The following is a 21,015-nucleotide window of genomic DNA, read 5'->3' on the forward strand; positions in this document are numbered from 1 at the left end:
TAGATTATAATCTATATTAGTTAAATTACCTATGAGTTAGAGAGATATATTAGTCTCTATAAGGATTGGTTCATGATAGACTCATGAACTTACTTTTTTTTATTTTAATTTACATAACATTATATTTTATTTTTAACAGATTACAATTATAAGAAAAAGCTTTTGAATTTAATTTTTTAAGGGGAGTTTTATGGAAAAAAGTTTAGATTTTAATGAAATTTTCTTTGGTGACATTAAGGAATATAATAGACTAATTATTAGTTTACTAGAATCTCTAAGAAATATTACACCTATAACATTCTGGAATATGGATCAATCAGAATCTGATGATTTATCAACAACAATTGCACTGGAAATTATAGATTTAATTCTTGAATCATATGAAAAAGTAGCAGATAATCTCTATTCAAATGATTTAGCAGTACATGAATTTCCAATATTTTTAGAAACAAAGGAAATGATTGAATGTTTACTTATGGATCCATTTTATGAATGTGATGAATTTATTAATCTTGCAATTACATTATCCTCAGAATTTTTCACATTACTAGAGATAAAACTACTTCTTTTTGATGGATATTCCATGGAATTAGAAGCTCCTCAAGAAGTTTTAGATGAATATGATAAGGAATTAAATAATTTTATTCATAGATTTAATAATTATAAAGATGAATTTACAAAACTACACAGTTAATCTTCTTTAAACTATTTTTTATAAAAAAAGTAGGGTGAGAAGGGGGAATTTATTTTCTATCTACAGATAGTATGTGGATTGCTGCAGTTCCACCAGTACCACCTATATTTAAGGTAATACCAGAGGTAGCATCACTAACTTGACGTTTTCCTGCTTCTTGTCTTAGTTGCCAGGTAATTTCAGCAGCTTGTGCAATACCAGTAGCACCTAGAGGATGTCCTCTTGCTTTTAATCCACCAGATGGATTTACAGCTATGTCTCCATCTCTTTCTATAAGACCATCTTCAATTGCTTGTCCACCTTTTCCTTTTTCAAAGAAACCAAGATCTTCAATTGCAATTAATCCATTTATACTGAAACAATCATGAACTTCTGCCATATCCATATCTTTTGGAGTTAAATTAGCCATGTCATATGCTTTTTTAGCTGCAAATATTGTTGATGGGATGGTTGTTAAACTTTTTCTGTTATGTAAACTTATTGTTGCTGATGCTTGAGTAGATGCTCTTATATAAATTGGTGTATCAGTATATTTATGTGCTTCATCTGCTGGACATACAATAATTGCTGCAGCTCCGTCAGATACAGGAGAACAATCTAAAATATTTAATGGTGATGCTACTTTTGTTGAATTAAGTACTGCATCTACACTAATCTCTCTTTGGAATTGTGCTTTTGGATTTAGAGCACCATTTTTATGTCCAAGTACTGCAAATCCTGCAATTTGTTCACGTGTTGTACCATATTCGTACATGTGTCTTTTTGCCATCATTGCATATAATGATGGGAATGTAACTCCTTGTTGAGCTTCCCATTCACGGTCAGCTGCTGCTGCAATTGCTGGTGTTGCATCTACAACATCAGTCATTTTTTCTACTCCTGCTGCCATAACTCTATCATAGTAACCTGATGCTACTGCCATTATTGCTTGTCTTAGAGCAAGACCACCTGAAGCACATGCTGCTTCTACTCTTGTTGCTGGGATTGGTGTTAATCCTGAGTGTTCTGCTATTAGAGAACCTATATGTTCTTGTCCTACAAATAATCCACCAGTCATGTTACCAATGTACATTGCATCAATATCTTCACCATTCATGTTTGCATCGCGTATGGCATCTATTCCAGCTTCTACAACTAAATCTCTAAAGGATTTTTCCCATAATTCTCCGAATTTTGTTTGGGAAACTCCTACTATTGCGACATCTCTCATAGTTTTTCCTCCTTATTTTATTGTCTTTGTATTTAGTTCATTTTTATTTTACCTTTGAATTTAGCATATGTTGCATAGTCAACATAGGTTATTTTTGATTGAATTTCTTCTAAGGTTTTAGCATTGTTACGAACTTCTTCTATTCTGTCATTTACAGTGATTTTAAATGCATCACTTCCAGCTCCTGATCCATAGGATACTGCGAAGATTTTATCTCCAGGTTTTGCTATATCAAGAATTGATGCAAGACCAAGTGGTGTTGCTCCAGAATATGTATTTCCAATATTTGGTGTTAATAGACCTTGTTTGTATTGGTCTTCTGTGAAGCCAAGTTTTCTTGCAACTCTTATATAGAATTTTCCATTTGGTTGGTGGAATACTGCATAATCATAATCTTTAGCAGTAGTTCCAGTTTCTTCTAACATTCTATTTGCTGCTCCAAGTACATGTTTGAAGTATGCTGGCTGACCTGTGAATCTTCCACCGTGTGATGGATATGCTTGTCCTTCACGTCTATAAAAGTCAGGAGTATCTGTTGTAAAACTGCATGTGTGTTCAATATCAGCTATAGTGTTATCTTCACCAATAATATATGCTGCTCCACCTGCAGATGCTGTGTATTCAAGAGCATCTCCTGGAGCTCCCTGTGATGTATCAGCACCTATTGCTAATCCATATTTTATCATTCCAGATTTTACAAGTCCTACTGCAGCTTGTATACCTGCAGTTCCTGCTTTACATGCAAATTCTAAGTCTGCTGCTGTTAAGTTAGGTGATGCTCTTATTGCATCTGCGACTATTGTTGCGGTTGGTTTTACTGCATATGGGTGTGATTCTGATCCTACATAGATTGCACCAATATCTTGAGGATCTATTTCAGCTCGTTGTAAAGCTCGTCTTGCAGCTTCTACTGATATTGTAATAGTATCTTCATCTGGTCCTGGTACTGATTTTTGATTTACGACTAATCCTTTTGAAATAGATTTTGGGTCATCTCCCCATACTTTAGCAATTTCTTCTACTTTTATTCTGTAAGAGGGGATATGCGCTCCATATCCAACGATTCCTGTCATTTTATCACCTTACTAATATTATATTCAATAATAGTTTCTTTCTGTAATTACAGTTAAATTATATATAGATAATTTTATATTAGATTCTATTATTTTTTTTATCTGTATTAATTAAACTTTAGTTTATTCAAGTTAATATATTTACGTTATTTTTTTCTAGTTCAATAGGTTATATTATAAATATGGATTTTTATTTTTTCCTGTTTGGGGGGTATTTTATATATTTAATCTATTTTTTTCATTGTTTTATTTTTTAGTTTTATTTCTAAGTTTATGTGATTTTCATGTTTTATTTTTTTTTATTTTGAAAAAACAGTAATTTCTTATTTATAGAAGTATATAATATAATATAATATAATATTTAATTTGTAATGGTGAGGACTTTTTAAAATGAGTACTGTAGCAGTAGTTATAAAAACAGAAGAAAAATCAGGAGTATTACATGGTATTGCAGATAAGTTATATGAAAGAAATTATAATATAATCTATACTCATCTATTTCTTGAAGATAATTTTGGAAAGATATATATGGAGATTACTGGTGTAGATGATATGAGTGATCTTCTTAGATATATTTCTAATATTCCAAATGTTGTGGAAGTTCATGCTCATAAAACACTTTATGAAACATTTGGTAAACGTGTGATAGTTGTTGGTGATGGAGAAATAATGGCTAAAACACTACAGGGTGGTATTATGGAAGCTGAATTACATAATGCTCATGGTGAAACTATTAGTGTTGATGGTATGATTATTGGTGGTGGAGTTGAAATTCAAGAAGCAATTCATTCTTTAGATAAACTTCCAAGAATCAATGCTTTGGTTTTATCAGGTAGTATGATGGGTGGTTTAATTACTGATGAGATTATTAAGTTAAAGGAAAATAATAATGATCTTAAAATAGTTTCAATTGATATGTTAGGTGATTTAGATTCGGTTGTTGATTTAGTTGTTAATGATCCTGTTCAGGCTGGAGCTATGGCTGTTAAATTAATTTCTGATATTGATTCATATGATGATGTACTACTTGATAATAAATTCTTGAAAAGTTAGATTAAATTAATATAATAAATAATTTGGAGGTATATTATGTATGATCCAGAACCTAGAGGATTTAATCCTCTGCGACTGATTATTATAATGGTTATTGCAGTTGTTATTATAATGGGTGTAACTGTAGCATTAAATGGAAATTCATCAAATAATGAGCCTGTGGAAAATAATACAACAGCACCCCCAGCTGAGGTAAATCCTATTGAGAAGTCTGTTGTTGTTAATAATTCATATGGTGTTGTTACTAAGATGTCAGGTTATGGTAATAAAACATCGGATATTCATGTGGCTTTGATTGTAGGGGTTGATGTGAAAACTCCGGCTTCAAATGTTGTTGTTTCAACACTTGAAAATTCAAAAAATCTAAAATATGCATATGATATATACGTCATTGAACCAACAAATGATACAAATATAAATAACACTACTAATAATTCAAATAACCTTACATTAAACAATAAAACTGAAGCTTTAGCTGATGAATCTGTAGTGCCAGATATAATTAGCAACAACTATAATTTCTCTATGGATATTCATGGAGTTTCAGATTCTAACTCATTTGTATTTGTACCATCAGAGGACACCTACACATCTAAGAAAGTAGTTACAGCTATATCAAACAATACTGATGTTGGAGTATACACACCAAGTAGTTATACATATGCAAGGTATGTGTCAATACCTTTAATTTCAAATAACATTCCATCAGTAGTTTATATGACTAGTCAATACAATACAAATGGAACATCTAGTGAGATTGGGGATGTGATAGGTGCTGTTGATAACTTCGACTTTGAACATTTAGATGATAGTTTAAATAACACAACTACTAATGACACCTCACAAAATACAAGTAATGTTAATTCCTCAAATAATAATTCCTCATCAGATTTAAATAACAGTACACAAACTGATGGAAATTCTGAAATAATTGACTAGGTATATTTATATGATAAATATGATTTTTTTAGATTAATATTTTTCATATAAAGAATTTTTTATTTCTTTTTCTTTTTTTTAACTTTTATTTTAATTGATTTTTATTTTGATATTTTATATAACAATATTTATATGTACATATGAACAAATATTCATATGAGGAGTGGTTGAGATGAAAGAAGATAACTTATTCAATGTCGGAGATGACACATGTGATATAACAGTATTACATGAAAAACCAATAAGAAGAGCAAAAGAACAATTAATGAGTGAAAATACATACATGGAATTATCTGAGACATTTAAAATCTTTGGAAATCCAACAAGACTTAAAATTCTATCATTATTGTCTGTAGAAGACTTGTGTGTATGTGATATATGTGAAATATTAAATATGAGTCAATCAGCAGTATCACATCAACTAAGAACATTAAGAAGTAAAAATCTAGTAAAATATACAAAAGAAGGAAAACAAGCAAGATACTCTCTAGCAGATAAACATGTTGTACAAATATTAAAAATAGGAATAGAACATGTATTAGAATAAATAAGGTATAAGATAATTATTTTTTTAGAAGGTGTATAAATGGAACACAATAATAAATGTTATGATCCTGATTGTAAAAATGAGGAATGTTTTAATCCAGAACATTTTAATTTCATATGTATGGATCCCAATTGTGAAATGGTTCATTGTGAAAAAAATGCTCACTACAATAAGGATCTATTAAAAAACTTCCAAGAAAAAACAAATTTCAAAGAATATGAACATAACAACGTTGATACTAAAGTAGATAAAATATGTGACTGTGCAGACGACTGTTGTACTGGTAATACACACCATGAACACAACCATGAACATAATCATGAACACAACCATGAACACAATCACGAGGACTGTTGTGATGATGATTGTTGTAGTGATATAAAAATATGTAACTGTGGAGATTGTGATGATGATGATGAAGAGGAAGAAGAAGTAATTAAAGAAGGAATACCTCTTCTTAAAAATCGTTCAATACAAATTATAGTAAGTAGTGGAATACTATTTGCACTAGGACACTTACTTGAATACTTCTCAGTATTTGGGGGAACTCTTGCAACAGTAATATTTGCAATAGGTGCAATAATAGCAGGATATGATATTGCAAAAATGGCAAAAAAAGCAGTGTTTACAAGACATACAATAACTCCAGCAGTATTGATGTGTATTGCAGCAGTAGCATCATTTTTAATAGGTCATCCTGAAGAAGGTGCTGCTGTAACATTTTTATACTTTATAGCAGAATTCTTAGAAGATTATTCAGAACAAAGAGCACAACATTCAATTAAATCATTGGTAGAAATAGCACCTGAAAAAGCACGTCTGAAAGTAGGAAACACTGTAGAAACAGTATCTATTGATGAGGTTAAAGTAGGAGAAATTGTAATAGTAAAACCAGGGGATAAAGTACCATTAGATGGTAAGGTAATAGAAGGAGTATCTACAATCAACCAATCATCAATTACTGGAGAGAGCATACCAGTAACAAAAACAATTAAAGATAAAGTATTTGCAGGAACAGTAAATCAAGATGGATATCTTGAAATAGAAGTTACAAAAGCATCAAAAGATAGTGTAATATCTAAGATTGTAACACTGGTAAAACAATCACAACTAAATAGATCACACACAGAAACATATGTTGAAAAAATAGCAAAATACTATACTCCAGCAATAATTATAATAACCATATGTGTAGCAATAATTCCGCCATTATTCTTTGGAGAAAACATTGTAGATTGGATATACAGGGCATTATCCCTTATGGTAATATCATGTCCATGTGCATTTTTAATATCAACACCAATTGGAATGGTCTCTTCAATAACCTCTGCAACAAGACAAGGAGTGTTAATTAAGGGAAGTAGCTATGTTGAAGAAATGCGTAATATTAAAGCAGTAATATTTGATAAAACAGGTACTTTAACCGAAGGAAAACTTGAAATTATGGATATTGATGTTTTAGATGATAAATATACAAAAGATGATTTAATAGAAATAGCATCTTCTCTTGAAAAAAAATCTACACATCCTATAGCAACAGCAATAGTAAATCATGCTAAAGACAATAATCTTCAAATTAAAGAAGTTAAAAACTTTAAAAATATTCCAGGAAAAGGTATTGTAGGATACATTAATAACAAACAATACTATGCAGCAAATGAATCACTTATAGAGAATAGTGAATTTATAGTATCAAGAGAAACAGTAATTAACTATGCTAGTGATGGAAAAACTGTTGTCTTTATAGGAAATGAAGAAAAAGTCATAGGTATAATCACTGTAATGGATAAAATTAGAGATGAATCTGAAGAAGTAATCAGAAACTTAAATAATGCTGGTGTAAAAACAGTAATGTTAACTGGAGATAATAAAATTGCAGCCCATGCTGTATCAGATAAAATAGGTGTAACTTATATCTACTCAGACCTATTACCTGAAGATAAATTGAATATAGTTGATACTATACGGAATAAATTTGGTGATGTTGCAATGGTGGGAGATGGAATAAATGATGCACCAGCACTTGCAAGATCTAATGTTGGAATTGCAATGGGTGCTGCAGGATCTGATGTTGCAATAGAAACTGCAGATGTAGCACTTATGCAGGATGATTTAACAAAGTTACCTTACTTATTTAGTTTAAGTACTAAAACAATGAGTATTATTAAACAAAATATTATAACAGCAATATCAGTTAAATTTCTATTTGTAATACTAGCTATACTTGGTTTAATTACTTTGATGATGGCAGTAGGTATTGGAGATATGGGATTAACGCTTCTTGTTATTCTAAACTCATTTAGAATTGGAAGAGTTAAAGATCCTATTTTCTAATGGAATTTATAGGTTATATAGAATAAGTAGAATATGATATGAAATTAAGGAATTATTATTAATTATTTTCTTTAATTATCCTATTTTATTTTTTAATTTCATTTTTTAGTAAATTATTTTTATTTAATATAAATAAGGATTCATGAATCATATTTTATTTTATTTTTTTTAAAAATCTTATTTTAATTTTTCAGTCTTAATTTAAGTTTTATTTTCTGATTTTATTATTTTTTATAGTATTTTATTATATCTAAGGGTATTACTTTAATATCTGTCATATTAAAGGCTAAATATTACCATATATTTAAATACTACTATATTGTAATATAATATATATTGGAGGTGAAAATATGGCTGAGTTACCAATTGCTCCTGTAGGCAGATTATTAAAAAATGCAGGTGCTAGCAGAATAAGTGATGATGCTAAAGAAGAATTAGCAGAAGTACTCGAAACATTCGGTACATCCATCGCAGAAGATGCAGTAAAACTTGCAAAACATGCAGGTAGAAAAACTGTTAAAGCATCCGACATTGAGTTAGCATGCAGAGACTTATAAAAACAACTTGTTTTTATGTTTTATTTTTTCTTTTTTTATAGGAATCTTTATAGGCATTCTTTTGGTCTTCAATTAATTTGTGTTTACAGGGGACTAACCACAATCTTTATATATTACTTTGTAAATATATAATAATGCTTACTAAAAGTTAATAATTATTTTTGTTTTTGCCAAGGTTACCGAGTGGCTAGGTGTGTGGCTGCAGACCATAATACTTGGGTTCAAATCCCAACCTTGGCTTTTATTATAAATTCTAATTTTAAATAAAATTTTATAGTTTTAATTATAGATATATGTATTATTATTATAATTTTCTAAATTATTTTAGGAGTATTTTATATCATGATTAAAGTATACAGTACAATGACTCGTCAAAAAGAAGAGTTGAAAGTAACTAACAATAAAATTAAATTATTTGTATGTGGACCTACAGTGTATGATTACTCACATATTGGTCATGCAAGAACATATATCTCATTTGATGTAATAGTAAGATATCTTAAACATGAAGGATATTCAGTATTTTATTTACAAAATATTACAGATATTGATGATAAAATTATAAAAAGAGCAAAGGAAAATAATGAAGATCCACTAGAATTATCTCATAGATTTGAAAAAGAATACCTTAAAGACATGGAAACATTAAATGTATCTAATGTAAACTTCTATGCAAGAGCAACAGAACATATGAATGAAATTATTAATCAAATCCAAGATTTAATTGATAAAGGATATGCATATGATACAGAAACTGGAGTTTACTTCGATGTATCTAAATTTGAAGATTTTGGTAAATTATCCAACAGAAATCTTGATGATTTACAAAATACAAGAATACAAATAGATTCTACTAAAAAAGATCCAAAAGACTTTGCATTATGGAAAAAACAGGATGAACAACCTTACTGGGAATCTCCATGGGGTAATGGAAGACCAGGATGGCATATTGAAGATACTGCAATAACAGAAGCATACTTTGGTCCTCAATATGATATACATGGAGGAGGATTAGATTTAATATTCCCTCATCATGATGCAGAAATAGCTCAAATGGAAGCATCCTCTGGTAAGGAACCATTAGTAGAATACTGGATGCACACTGGATTTTTAAATGTGTCTGGTGAAAAAATGAGTAAATCCTTGGGAAACTTCATTACTATTAAAGAATTGTTAGAAATAGTTACTCCCGAAGTTTACAGGTTCTTTGTATTATCTACTCATTATAGAAGCCCTATTGATTTTAGTGAAGATACATTAAAACAAGCTGAAAATAGTCTTAAAAGAATTCAAAATACTGGTAAAATCATCATAGATAAATTAACTGAAGATAATTTACCTGAAGGAAAAGTACTTGATGAGGACTTAGAATTATTTAAGGAAGAATTCTTCAATGCAATGAACAATGATTTCAACACACCTATTGCTTTATCTAATTTATTTGATTTTACCCATAAGATAAATAAGGCAATTAGTAGTAATGAAGTATCAAGAAATACTCTAAATAATATAGTTGAAACATTTAAGGATATTGAATCTATACTTGGATTTGATATAATAGTTGAGGATGATATGGTTTCTGATGTATCAGGAGATTTATTAAATATTATCACTGAAATTAGAGAAGATCTTCGTTCTAAAAAGGATTGGGATTTAGCTGATAAAATTAGGGATGAATTGGCAAATCTTGATATTACATTAGAGGATAAATAATTCTCTTTATTTTTTTTAATAATATTTTATAACATTGTTATTGTAGCGATAATGTAATAACAATATCATATTATTTATTAAAAAATTTTAAGTATTATAAACATATATCAAGTATAAAGAAGTATAAAAAAATAGTAATTTAATAATAGGTGAATTTCATTGAATGTTAAAAGGAGAGAAATGGGTCAATCAAAAAAGGATGATTTGGCCTATAAAGTATTAAAGGATATAAAGGCATCCCCTGATTTAGGACTACTTAGATGTGTACAATGTGGAATGTGTGCATCATCATGTCCAGCAGCAAGACACTCAGAATATGATCCAAGAGTAGTAATAAAACGAGTTCTTGATGATGATAAAACATTACTTGAAGACAAATATATATGGAACTGTTTCTACTGCTACAACTGTCATAGTGTATGTCCAGTAGGAAACAGTGTATGTGAAGTAAATCAAATACTAAGACAAATGGCAATAGATAAAGACACAGGAAAAAAAGAAATAGAATCATTTATGAGCTTTGCAGACAGTTTCCTTGATACAGGATTAGGAGTAATACCAAAAGAATATCATAAACAATTATTTAAGGATTATGGACCACATTGGGATAGATTACAACAACAACTTGAAGATGTACGTAAAACACTAAATTTAGAAAGTATGTTTTTACTTCCAGAAGCAGAAAAAGAAGTAGATAAAACATTAGAAGCAATAGGATTTAAAAACAGAGTTAAGAAAATAAAAGATGTAAGGGACAAGAAATAGTGGGGGAAGAAAGTATGGAACAAACAAATACAAAAAACATACCAATAAAGGACATAACACTATTTAGAAGCTGTCTTGTATCTGCAGAATATCCTGGAATTGAAGCATCAACAAAATATATCTTTGATAAACTAGGAATAGAATATGTAATAGATCGTAATCAATCATGTTGTACAGGACTAGGACATTACTATGATATATTTGATGAATTATCAACAACAGCACTAGCAGCAAGAAACTTCAGTCATGCAATAGAAAACAAACACAAACACTACGTACCAATGTGTGCAACATGCTATGCAATCTTAAAAAATGCCGCAAAAACATTAAATCAAAAAGATGATGTTAGAGAAAAGATAAATAATGCCTTTTGTGAAAATGGTCTTGAAAATCTACAATACAAAAAAGATTCAATCAATCCAACAGATGACATAACACATGTTGCAGATATATTATATCACTTTAAAGACCAACTAAAAAAACATAAAAAAGTAGATATTTCAGGACTAAAAATAGCAACACACCATGGATGTCATTACTGTAAAGTACATTATGATGATACACTCTGTGGAGTAAGAAATCCACAACTCATGGATAAAATATGTGAAGCAATGGATGTACCAACAATAGGATGGTATGATCATAAAAGATTAACATGTGGCTGTGGATTCAGACAAAGATATGCAAATAGAGAATTATCATTAGAAGCATCAACAGATAAATTTGAAAGTCTATATAAGGAGGATGTTGATGTGTTACTTGTTATGTGCCCAAATTGTCATCTTCAATTTGATAGATATGAAAGAGTAATACAACAACACACAGGACATAAAAAACACATGGTAATATTGAATATTGCACAACTAATAGCACTATATATGGGAGCACATCCATATAAAACAGTAGGAATACAGACACACACAACAAATGTAGAACCAATTCTTGATAAACTAGGTATAGAATATGATAGTGGGGAGGATTCATTACATGACTAATCAACATAAAATAGGAGTATTTCTATGTCATTGTGGTGGAAACATATCTGATGTACTGAAATTAGATAAAATAGAAAAACAACTCATTAAAAACAATGAAGTAGTATCAATTAAACATCATGAAAATCTATGTTCACTAGAAGGAAGGAAGATAATTAAGGATCAGATTCTTAGAGAAAATCTAGATCGTGTAGTGATTGCTGCATGTTCAAGAGTAACTCATGGAGAAACATTTCAAAACTATATAAAACCATTAAATCCATACTTATTTGAAATGCCAAATGTAAGGGAACAATGTTCATGGGTTACTAAAAATCATGAAGAAGCAACAAATAAGGCATTATCTCTAATAAACTCTGCAATAGAATCAGTAAAATATGATGAACCACTTGAAAAAATTCCAACACAAGTAAAAAACAGTGTACTTGTTATAGGAGCAGGAATTTCTGGGATAACAACAGCAGTATCACTTGCAAAACAGGGAATGAAAGTAACACTCATTGAAAAGAGACCAGCAGTAGGAGGCGCAATGGTACAGGTAGGTAAAGTATTTTCACCAGAAAAACTCACAGAAGACTGTGCTGCATGTCTTTTAAATCCTGTTATAGATGAAATGGTTCATAATAAAAATATAAGATTATTAACCAATACAAAACTTGAACGTTCAGAAAGAAGAGCAGGAAACTTTGATGTAATACTTAGAAAAAAACCAGTCTATGTTGATACACAGAAATGTACTAGTTGTGGGAGATGTACAAGTGCCTGTCCAACAGTAGTTCCTGATGAATGGAATGAAGGATTAATAAATAGAAAAGCAATATATAAACCATTTCCACAGGCAGTTCCAAGTACATACACATTAGATGATGAACACTGTATTAAATGTGGGATATGTACAAATGTCTGTCCTACAAATGCAATAGATCTTGATGCTATAGATGATATTATTTCATTAACAGTAGGTTCTGTTGTAATTGCAACTGGACATCAAAGATTTGATACAAGTAAAAGACCAGAATATGGTCATGAGTTGTATGAGGATGTATTAAGTCAAATGGAACTGGCAAGAGTAATGGGAGTAAATGGTCCAACACATGGAAAACTTCTTGTTCCTTCAACAGGTAAAGTTCCACGTCGTGTTGTAATGATACAATGTGTAGGTTCAAGAGACCAACTACCTGGAGGTCATAAATACTGTTCAAAGGTCTGTTGTATGGTAGCACTAAAGAGTGCAAATCTAATAAGAACACATTATCCTGATACAGAAGTTATAATCTGTTATACTGATATAAGAACTCCTGGTGTCTATGAAAAATATTATAAATATGGACAAGATAATGGTATTGAATTAATACGTGGAAGACCAGGAGAGATTGCACGTGAAGATGATCATATGATTGTAAGGATAGAGGATACTTTAACAGGAATTAGAGAAGAAATTCCTACAGATTTAATAGTATTATCTGCAGCTTTAGAATCATCTAAAGGTACAATTGAAGTTGCAAAAACATTAAATGTGGCTTTAACAGAGGATAACTTTATTAAAGAAAAACATCCAAAAATGAAACCAGTAACAACTGATATTGAAGGAATATTTGTTTGTGGTACAGCACAGGGACCAAAAGATATAACAGATAGTATTATTCAGGCAAATGCTGCAGCAACTAAAATATCAGAACTAGTAAATGGTGGGCTTGAAGTTGAACCATTTATTGCATCTATAAATGTTAAAAAATGTGTTCTATGTGGAAGTTGTGTTGAAAACTGTGTATATCAGGCAATAACATTAAATAGAAATTCAATACATGTTGATGCAATATCATGTACTGGTTGTGGAGATTGTATAATCACATGTCCTCAGGAGGCAATAAGTATTCAAGGACAAAGTGATGATAAATTAGAAGCTAGTATTAGGGGAATATTAAAGAATAAAAAAGATGATGAACGTATTATCATAGCATTTCTCGATGATATTGGTAATGTTTCTGCAAATAACATGGGAATTAATAGGGTGTCCTGTCCAAGTTCTGTAAGAATTATTAATGTACCATTTATAAATCGTGTAAAATATAGGCATGTCTTATATGCCCTAACACATGGTGCCGATGGAGTATTCATTGGGGAATATCCAGATACACCTAAACATAAGGAAATACGTGAAAATGTAAATATTATGAAGAAACATTTAGAAGAAGAAGGAATTAATCCAAATAGACTAATAATACACAGTGTATTTATACCTTACTTTAGAGGTTTAGCAAATCAATTTAAGGAATTTGATGAAGAATTAAGATTAAATTCCTATTAATTCTTCAGATATTCTTTAGGAGTTATATTATGATATCACAAGAAAAATACATTGAATTGGTTGAAACAATACTAAATAGAAGTATGGCTAATAGTAGTCAAAAAGAAGCAATTATGGCACCAGTTGATGAGAGTCAGTACATTGTTGCAGGACCAGGTAGTGGAAAAACAACAGTACTTGTTTTAAAGATATTAAAATACTACTTTGTTGATGATATTAGCTTTGATGATGTTATAGTAACTACCTTTACAAAGAAGGCTGCAAGAGAATTAAAAAATAGAACTATTCTTTGGGCTAAAATGATTTCTGAAGCATTGGATTATGATCTTAATTATGATTTTAATAGAATGGTTATTGGTACCTTGGATAGTATTGCTGAGGATATTGTCTGTGATGGTGAATCTATTGAAGTTATAGATAATTTCACATCATCAGCTCTTATGATGCAAACATTACTTTTAGATAATAAGAATTCTAATAAGAAATTAAAACAATTTCTTAAAAAACTTAAAAACAGTGTCGGTGGTGTAAATACTACTGAGATGAACAATCAAATAAGATCTATTAGAGAACGTATTTATTATGATATTGTTGATTATGATAAATTAAAAGAAAATTCTAATAATGAATACATATTATTTGATATTATTGATGCATATAACATGACTCTTAAAGAAAGGGGAATACTTGATTATCCTATGCTTGAAACTAGGTTGTATGATATGTTATGTGATTGTAAAGTTTCTAGATTGAATCATTTTAAAGTACTTCTAATTGATGAGTACCAGGATACTAATTATCTACAAGAACAAATCTACTTTAAAATGGCAGGATATGTCTTGGAAAATAATGGTAACATCACTGTAGTAGGTGATGATGATCAGTCATTGTATCGTTTTAGAGGAGCAACAATTGATCTTTTTACAGAGTATTTAAAAAGAATAAATGATTATATGGGTATTACACCTAAGAGCATTTTTTTAAAGAAAAATTACAGGTCAACTGTTAATATCATTAACTTTGTTAATGAATTCATACATTTAGATAAGAAGTATGAATCATCTCGTAGTATAAATAAGCCATTAATAGAACCAGATTCTAATTCACCTAATGGTTTACCTGTAATGGGCATGTTTAGAAACAACATTGAAGAATTAACAACTGATCTGTCCAATCTTATCTATGATTTAAAAATTGGAAAAGATACTTCCCGAAGAGTTGGTAGTAAAATATATGATTTAAAACAAAAAGATAATCCTTCAATAGCAATTCTTACAAATTCTCCAAAGGAAATAAGTGCATATAATAGACATAGGTTACCATTCTATGTAAGAGAATCTATAACTGGAAGAAGTGAGGATATTGCAGTATTTAATCCTAGGGGTCAAAATATAGAGGCCACAGATATTGTTTCATTAATTTGTGGTTTAATACTTGTTTCTATTGATTCTGATGCTACTATTGAAAATAATTTAGATAACATACCACCTCATACAAAGAAAATACTAAAAGATTGGAGAAAAAAGGTGGAAAATTATTTATCTTGTAAAGAAAAAGAAGTACCATTATATGAGGATGATATAGTCTTATCTGATTTATTAGATGATATAGAAGTAGAATGTAGTGATTTAATTAAGGAATCTAGTGAAAATAGTATTTATCATGATATAATTATGGAAACTATAAATCAGACTAACAATGCAATAAGTGATGAAGGTAGACTCTCTGCTAATCAAATATTCTGGCACATACTTGTACCTATTGCATCAGGTGCTGTTAATGTGGATGATGACATGTTTGATGTTAGTATTGATGAAAATATAAATATCATGTCTATTCATCAGGCAAAGGGTTTGGAATTTGATATTGTTATTGTTGATGTTGGATGTGATATTTATAAAAATGATGCATCATCTGCCTTTAAAAGATTTCCAAGAAATGGTGGTAAAACACATAGTATTGAGAAATATCTTGGTGATTATTCTAAGTTATCACTTTCTAATGAAAATAAGGGTTTGGACAATGCTTTTAATGATCTTATTAGACGATACTTTGTTGCATATACTCGTGCTAAGTCATTGTTAATTCTTGTTGGATTAAATAGTATGCGTTATGGTTATAAGGGTGATTTTCAGGATAATATTAAAATACCTAATGTTGCAACAGGATGGTCTCGAGATAAAATATGTCATTGGGTAAATTTAGATAATTTAATTCATATATAAAAAAATAGTATTTGTATTTAAAAAGAAATAAAGAGTAAAGATTTCACTCTATCCGTGGTATCTTTTTTCTCTAACTCCTCTTCCTTTTTTATTTCCTTGTTTTTTGTATCCAGATTTTGGTCTGGTTCTTCTGTTGGTTCCTTTAACTTTTGCCATGATTTTCCCTCCTCTTAATGTGAATTTAAAAAAAATTATTTCATTATCTTCTTTTTAAGTTCGAACTTTTTTTTGATAATGTCCTTTAACTTAATTGTTATGTTAAGTTTTTTCATCATGAAATAGTATAATATAATATATTTAAATACAATAATATATATTTTTTTATTTTTCAAACTACTTTTTACTTATATAATTACTACCTCTATTTTATTTTCAATATCTCTTTTTGGATTACTTCTATGAATATCTGTTATAGTAGCTTGTTTTGGGGGGTGTATGTTTGATAGGGGAAGTGAATGTTTTAGTTTTTAGGTAATACTTTTATTTTATTCCAGACATAAATTGCAAGTGTAAATATGTATTAGTAGGTAGTCTTTTAAATAATAATGTAAATAAAAATTATTATATACTTTATAAAAAAAGATTTTTTCATATTATGAATATTCAAAAGAATTCATGTGGAGGGTATTTTATTGAAATCAAAAAATTCTATGAGTGTATTGTGTTTAGTTGATGGAGAACATTATTTTCCAGTAACAAAATCGGCTGTTGATAAAATAGAAAGTAAGGGTTATGACGTTAAATTACTCTTATTTATAGGTGGAACTGAAAAACTAAGGGATACAAATGTGGATATAATTTCAGAAATGTTTAATAAACCTGTATTATTTGGTCAAGATCATAGTAAAGTTCCATATGACTTAATAGAAGAATCTATAAAAGAATATGATGTGGGAATGGTTGTTGATTTATCTGATGAACCTGTTGTAAACTATTCAATAAGATTTAATATAGCAACAATTGCACTACTTAATGGTTGTATGTATAAGGGATCTGATTTTGAATTTAAAGCATTAGAAGAGGAAGATGTACTTAATAATCCATCATATAAAATTATAGGTACAGGTAAAAGAATTGGAAAAACTGCAGTTTCTGCATATACTGCTCGTCTTATTAACAAGGATAGTGATTTTGTTCCATGTGTTGTTGCAATGGGAAGAGGTGGACCTCAAATACCTGAAATAGTACGTGGTGATAAAATACATTTAACTCCCAAATATCTTATGGAAAAATCTGATAAGGGCTTTCATGCAGCATCAGATCACTGGGAGGATGCTTTAATGAGTAGAGTTTTAACAGTAGGTTGTAGAAGATGTGCTGGTGGAATGGCAGGTATGGTATATGAGACAAACATGGTTGAAGGAGCAATGATGACCAATGATTTGGATGTGAATCTTGTAGCACTAGAGGGTAGTGGTTCTGCAATACCTCCAGTAAAGGCTGATAAACAAATAGTTCTTGTTGGTGGCCATCAGCCAATGGAAACATTAACAGAATATTTTGGTCCATATAGAATTAAATTAGCAGATCTTATTATAATAACAATGTGTGATGAACAAATCTGTTCTAGGGAAAAATTAGATGATTTATTAATTAAGATACATGAAATTAATCCAAATGCAGATATTGTTCCAACAATATTTAGGCCACATCCTGTAGATGATATATCTAATAAAAATATTTTATTTGCAACAACTGCACCAGAATCAGTACAACATCTATTAAAGGACTATTTGGAAGAAAACTTTAATTGTAATGTAGTGGCTATTTCATCTCACTTGTCCAACAGACCTCTTCTTCAAAGGGATATTGAAGAAAATATTGATAACATTGACTGTATGCTTACAGAACTAAAGGCAGCAGCAGTAGATGTGGCAACTAAAGATGCATTAAATAAAGGTTTAGAAGTAGTTTATTGTGATAACATTCCAATAGCAATAAACGATGAGTATGATTTAGATAAATCAATAATGAATATTGTATATGAAGCAAAAGAAAGCTTTAATAAAAAAGATTAGTTTGAATGAATTAAGAAAGATACAAGTAGCTATAGTATTAATTTTTATAGAACTTCTAATAATTTAAAAAGTAATTGCTTAGATATAAATGAGTATACAGTAGAATAGGGAATTATTTAAGAAAATTTATTCTATAATATGTTATTTTTTGATTATACTTTTTTTATTTTTTTATTTTTTAGTAAATATATATTTAATGTCGTGTTTTTGTGTTTTTAATCCATTATTTTTGTAAAAATATTTTGAAAAATAGTAAAGTATTTATATAACTTCAAACACCCTTATTAACAATAAGTTTATTATATATAATAAATATAATAATATACAGTTGGAAAAATATTTTAAAAGATTATTTTCATAAAAATAATGTTTATTAATTATCAAATTTTTATATCAGTCTAAATTAAAAAAACACGGTTTTAGCATATTATTCATTAAAAAAGAAATTCATTTAATCAGTCTATAATAAAAAAAAGAATTTAAAAAAATTAATAATATCTAAAAATTGGAGGATAATTAATATGGTACAAAATAACCAACAACCATTAATAGTTCTAGCTGATGGTTCTACACGAACAAGTGGTAGTCAAGCAACTAAAAACAATATAATGGCTGCAAAACTATTATCCAACGTACTTAAAACAACATTAGGTCCAAGAGGAATGGACAAAATGTTAATTAACTCTATTGGTGATGTGAAAATAACCAACGATGGTTACACAGTACTTAAAGAAACAGAACCAGATCATCCTGCAGCAAAAATGATTGTAGACCTTGCAAAAATGCAAGAAGAAGAATATGGTGATGGAACAACAACAGCAGTAGTGTTAGTTGGAGAAATATTAAAAGAAGCAGAAAAACTAATTGAACAAGGAATACCAACATCCACAATAGTAAAAGGATTTGAAGAATCAAAAAACAAAACCCTTGAAGTATTAGATGAAATAGCAATTCCTGCTCAAGAAGAAGAACTAATAAACGTTGCAAGAACATCCATGTCTGGAAAAGGATCTTTTACAAACCTTGATAAAATGGCAAAAGAATTAGTTGAAGCATTACTAAATGTTGAAGAAGATGGCCAAATAGATCAAGACATGATCAAAATCAGAAAAATCCATGGAGAAGGTACAGAAGACACAGAAATCTCAGAATGTGTAACTGTAGATAAAAATGTTTTAGAATCAGAAATGCCAAAAGATGTTAAAGATGCTAAAATAGCACTTCTACAATATCCAATGGATGCAAGAGAACTACAAAATGATGCTAAAATAAAACTCACCACACCAGGTGAATACCAAGCATACTTAGATAAAGAAGCACAAATGCTTCAAGATGAAGTACAAAAACTTGTAGATGCAGGAGTAACAGTACTCTTCAACAACAAAAAAATCAGTGACCTATGTCAACACTACCTTACAAAAGCTGGAATACTAACAGCAAAAAGAGTAAAAGCAGGAGATCTTGAAAGATTATCCAAAGCAACAGGTGCAAACATAGTAAATGATATTAAAGAACTTACAAGTGATGATCTTGGAGAAGCAGGTCATGTATATGAAAGAGAAGTATTTGAAGACAGAGAATACATATTCATAGAAGACTGTAAATATGCTGGAGTTTTAAACATCATAATCAGAGGAAGTACAAAACACATTACTGATCAACTAGAACAAGCAATCAACGATGCAATAGGAGCAGTAATAAAAACAAGACAAGATGATAAAGCACTTCCTGGAGGAGGAGCAGCAGATATTGCAGCATCCAAAGCCTTAAGAAAATATGCAAATAAATTCACTGATAAAGAACAATTAGTAATTAAAGCATATGCTGATGCATTAGAACAATTACCAGTAGCTTTAGCTAAAAATGCTGGAATGGACACAATAGATGTCTTAACAAAACTTTTAGCAAAACAAAATGAATCCACAAATATGGGAGTAAATGTAATAAAAAGAGATGTATCTGATATGAAAGCAGATAAAATCCTTGATTCACAAAATTCCAAAAAAGCAATAGTAGAATCAGCTACAGAAATAGCAGGTGAAATACTACGTATTGATGATGTGGTATCAACAAAACCAATGACTCCTGTAGGTGGAGACATGCCTGGAACACCAAATCCATACATGTAAACAATAAGAAGATTAAGATAACTTCTTAATAATCTTCTTTTTTAAAAACTAGTTTTAATTCATATTTAAAAAAAGTAAAAATTAGTTAATAAACTATTTCTTTATTATCTTTCAATTGATGTTGTCGTAGTAGATATATAATTACTACAGGAATAATTACTCCTAAATAATTAAATGACATACCTATTATTTTAAATGCCACTCCAAAAGATATTAAAGTTGTAATTATTAGAAAAATTCTCAAAACATTACTTGTTATTAAGTATTTGCTCTACCATATAGTATATAAAAATCTATTCCCCACACACATAAAGGTACTAAATTAATAAGTTCTAAAAATATAAAATAGGTTAAAGAATATCCTTCATGTTGGAAATGTTCAATAGTACTTGTATTATCAAAATTTTTTGTTATTTTAGCTTTTATAAAAATATCCTCTCTTAGATGAATAATAG

The 21,015-nt window shown here is 29.5% G+C and carries 16 protein-coding genes and 1 tRNA gene; 14 read left to right on the top strand and 3 right to left on the bottom strand.

Features of this window, described 5'->3' with window-relative positions:
- The first annotated feature begins 190 nt into the window (after positions 1–190).
- A complete protein-coding gene (locus tag A9758_RS03235) occupies positions 191–694 on the top strand; it encodes a hypothetical protein (RefSeq protein ID WP_011405733.1) in 504 nt (167 codons plus the stop codon).
- Between the two features lie 49 nt (positions 695–743).
- On the opposite strand, the gene A9758_RS03240 is transcribed toward A9758_RS03235, so the two are convergent.
- Together A9758_RS03240 and A9758_RS03245 are read right to left on the bottom strand one after the other, a co-directional pair.
- Positions 744–1,904: a thiolase domain-containing protein gene (locus A9758_RS03240; RefSeq protein WP_011405734.1), complete on the bottom strand. Its 1,161-nt coding sequence runs from the start codon at positions 1,902–1,904 to the stop codon at positions 744–746.
- Positions 1,905–1,936: 32 nt separating this feature from the next.
- Complete coding sequence (locus tag A9758_RS03245) at positions 1,937–2,977, bottom strand: hydroxymethylglutaryl-CoA synthase (RefSeq protein WP_011405735.1); 1,041 nt, start codon at positions 2,975–2,977, stop codon at positions 1,937–1,939.
- A 390-nt stretch (positions 2,978–3,367) separates the two neighbouring features.
- Here A9758_RS03245 and A9758_RS03250 point away from each other — a divergent pair, with 390 nt between their 5' ends.
- The 13 genes from A9758_RS03250 (at position 3,368) to thsA (ending at position 20,560) form a co-directional block, all read left to right on the top strand.
- On the top strand, positions 3,368–4,030 hold the full coding sequence (locus tag A9758_RS03250; RefSeq protein ID WP_011405736.1) for a DUF5612 domain-containing protein: 663 nt from the start codon (positions 3,368–3,370) through the stop codon (positions 4,028–4,030).
- Between the two features lie 36 nt (positions 4,031–4,066).
- Positions 4,067–4,969, top strand: a complete 903-nt coding sequence (locus A9758_RS03255) for a hypothetical protein (RefSeq protein ID WP_011405737.1) — start codon at positions 4,067–4,069, stop codon at positions 4,967–4,969.
- 172 nt (positions 4,970–5,141) lie between these two features.
- The gene (locus A9758_RS03260) at positions 5,142–5,516 is read left to right on the top strand and encodes a metalloregulator ArsR/SmtB family transcription factor (protein ID WP_011405738.1); all 375 of its coding nucleotides are present in this window, start codon (positions 5,142–5,144) and stop codon (positions 5,514–5,516) included.
- A gap of 39 nt (positions 5,517–5,555) precedes the next feature.
- Entirely contained in the window at positions 5,556–7,850 is a 2,295-nt protein-coding gene (locus A9758_RS03265) for a cation-translocating P-type ATPase (RefSeq protein WP_052273649.1), read from the top strand.
- A 350-nt stretch (positions 7,851–8,200) separates the two neighbouring features.
- A complete protein-coding gene (locus A9758_RS03270) occupies positions 8,201–8,407 on the top strand; it encodes a histone family protein (RefSeq protein WP_011405740.1) in 207 nt (68 codons plus the stop codon).
- Between the two features lie 169 nt (positions 8,408–8,576).
- Positions 8,577–8,647 (top strand) — tRNA-Cys (locus tag A9758_RS03275).
- A gap of 102 nt (positions 8,648–8,749) precedes the next feature.
- Entirely contained in the window at positions 8,750–10,120 is a 1,371-nt protein-coding gene (gene cysS, locus A9758_RS03280) for a cysteine--tRNA ligase (RefSeq protein WP_011405741.1), read from the top strand.
- A 159-nt stretch (positions 10,121–10,279) separates the two neighbouring features.
- On the top strand, positions 10,280–10,885 hold the full coding sequence (locus A9758_RS03285; RefSeq protein ID WP_232048213.1) for a 4Fe-4S dicluster domain-containing protein: 606 nt from the start codon (positions 10,280–10,282) through the stop codon (positions 10,883–10,885).
- A 14-nt stretch (positions 10,886–10,899) separates the two neighbouring features.
- Positions 10,900–11,880, top strand: coding sequence for a ferredoxin:CoB-CoM heterodisulfide reductase subunit HdrB (gene hdrB, locus A9758_RS03290; RefSeq protein WP_011405743.1), 981 nt, complete (start codon positions 10,900–10,902; stop codon positions 11,878–11,880).
- On the top strand, positions 11,873–14,188 hold the full coding sequence (locus tag A9758_RS03295) for an FAD-dependent oxidoreductase (RefSeq protein ID WP_011405744.1): 2,316 nt from the start codon (positions 11,873–11,875) through the stop codon (positions 14,186–14,188). The genes hdrB and A9758_RS03295 overlap by 8 nt, the downstream gene beginning before the upstream one ends.
- Before the next feature lie 29 nt (positions 14,189–14,217).
- Positions 14,218–16,413 (top strand): UvrD-helicase domain-containing protein, encoded by a 2,196-nt coding sequence (locus A9758_RS03300; RefSeq protein WP_011405745.1) that lies wholly within the window; start codon positions 14,218–14,220, stop codon positions 16,411–16,413.
- Between the two features lie 650 nt (positions 16,414–17,063).
- Positions 17,064–18,431: a 2,3-diphosphoglycerate synthetase gene (locus A9758_RS03305; protein WP_048059798.1), complete on the top strand. Its 1,368-nt coding sequence runs from the start codon at positions 17,064–17,066 to the stop codon at positions 18,429–18,431.
- 521 nt (positions 18,432–18,952) lie between these two features.
- Positions 18,953–20,560: a thermosome subunit alpha gene (gene thsA / locus A9758_RS03310; protein ID WP_011405747.1), complete on the top strand. Its 1,608-nt coding sequence runs from the start codon at positions 18,953–18,955 to the stop codon at positions 20,558–20,560.
- A 258-nt stretch (positions 20,561–20,818) separates the two neighbouring features.
- Here thsA and A9758_RS07660 read toward each other — a convergent pair.
- The coding region (locus A9758_RS07660) for a hypothetical protein (RefSeq protein ID WP_233144172.1) at positions 20,819–21,015 on the bottom strand (197 nt) is incomplete at its 5' end.

The organism is Methanosphaera sp. A6 (genome assembly GCF_001729395.1).
Classification (GTDB): domain Archaea; phylum Methanobacteriota; class Methanobacteria; order Methanobacteriales; family Methanobacteriaceae; genus Methanosphaera; species Methanosphaera stadtmanae.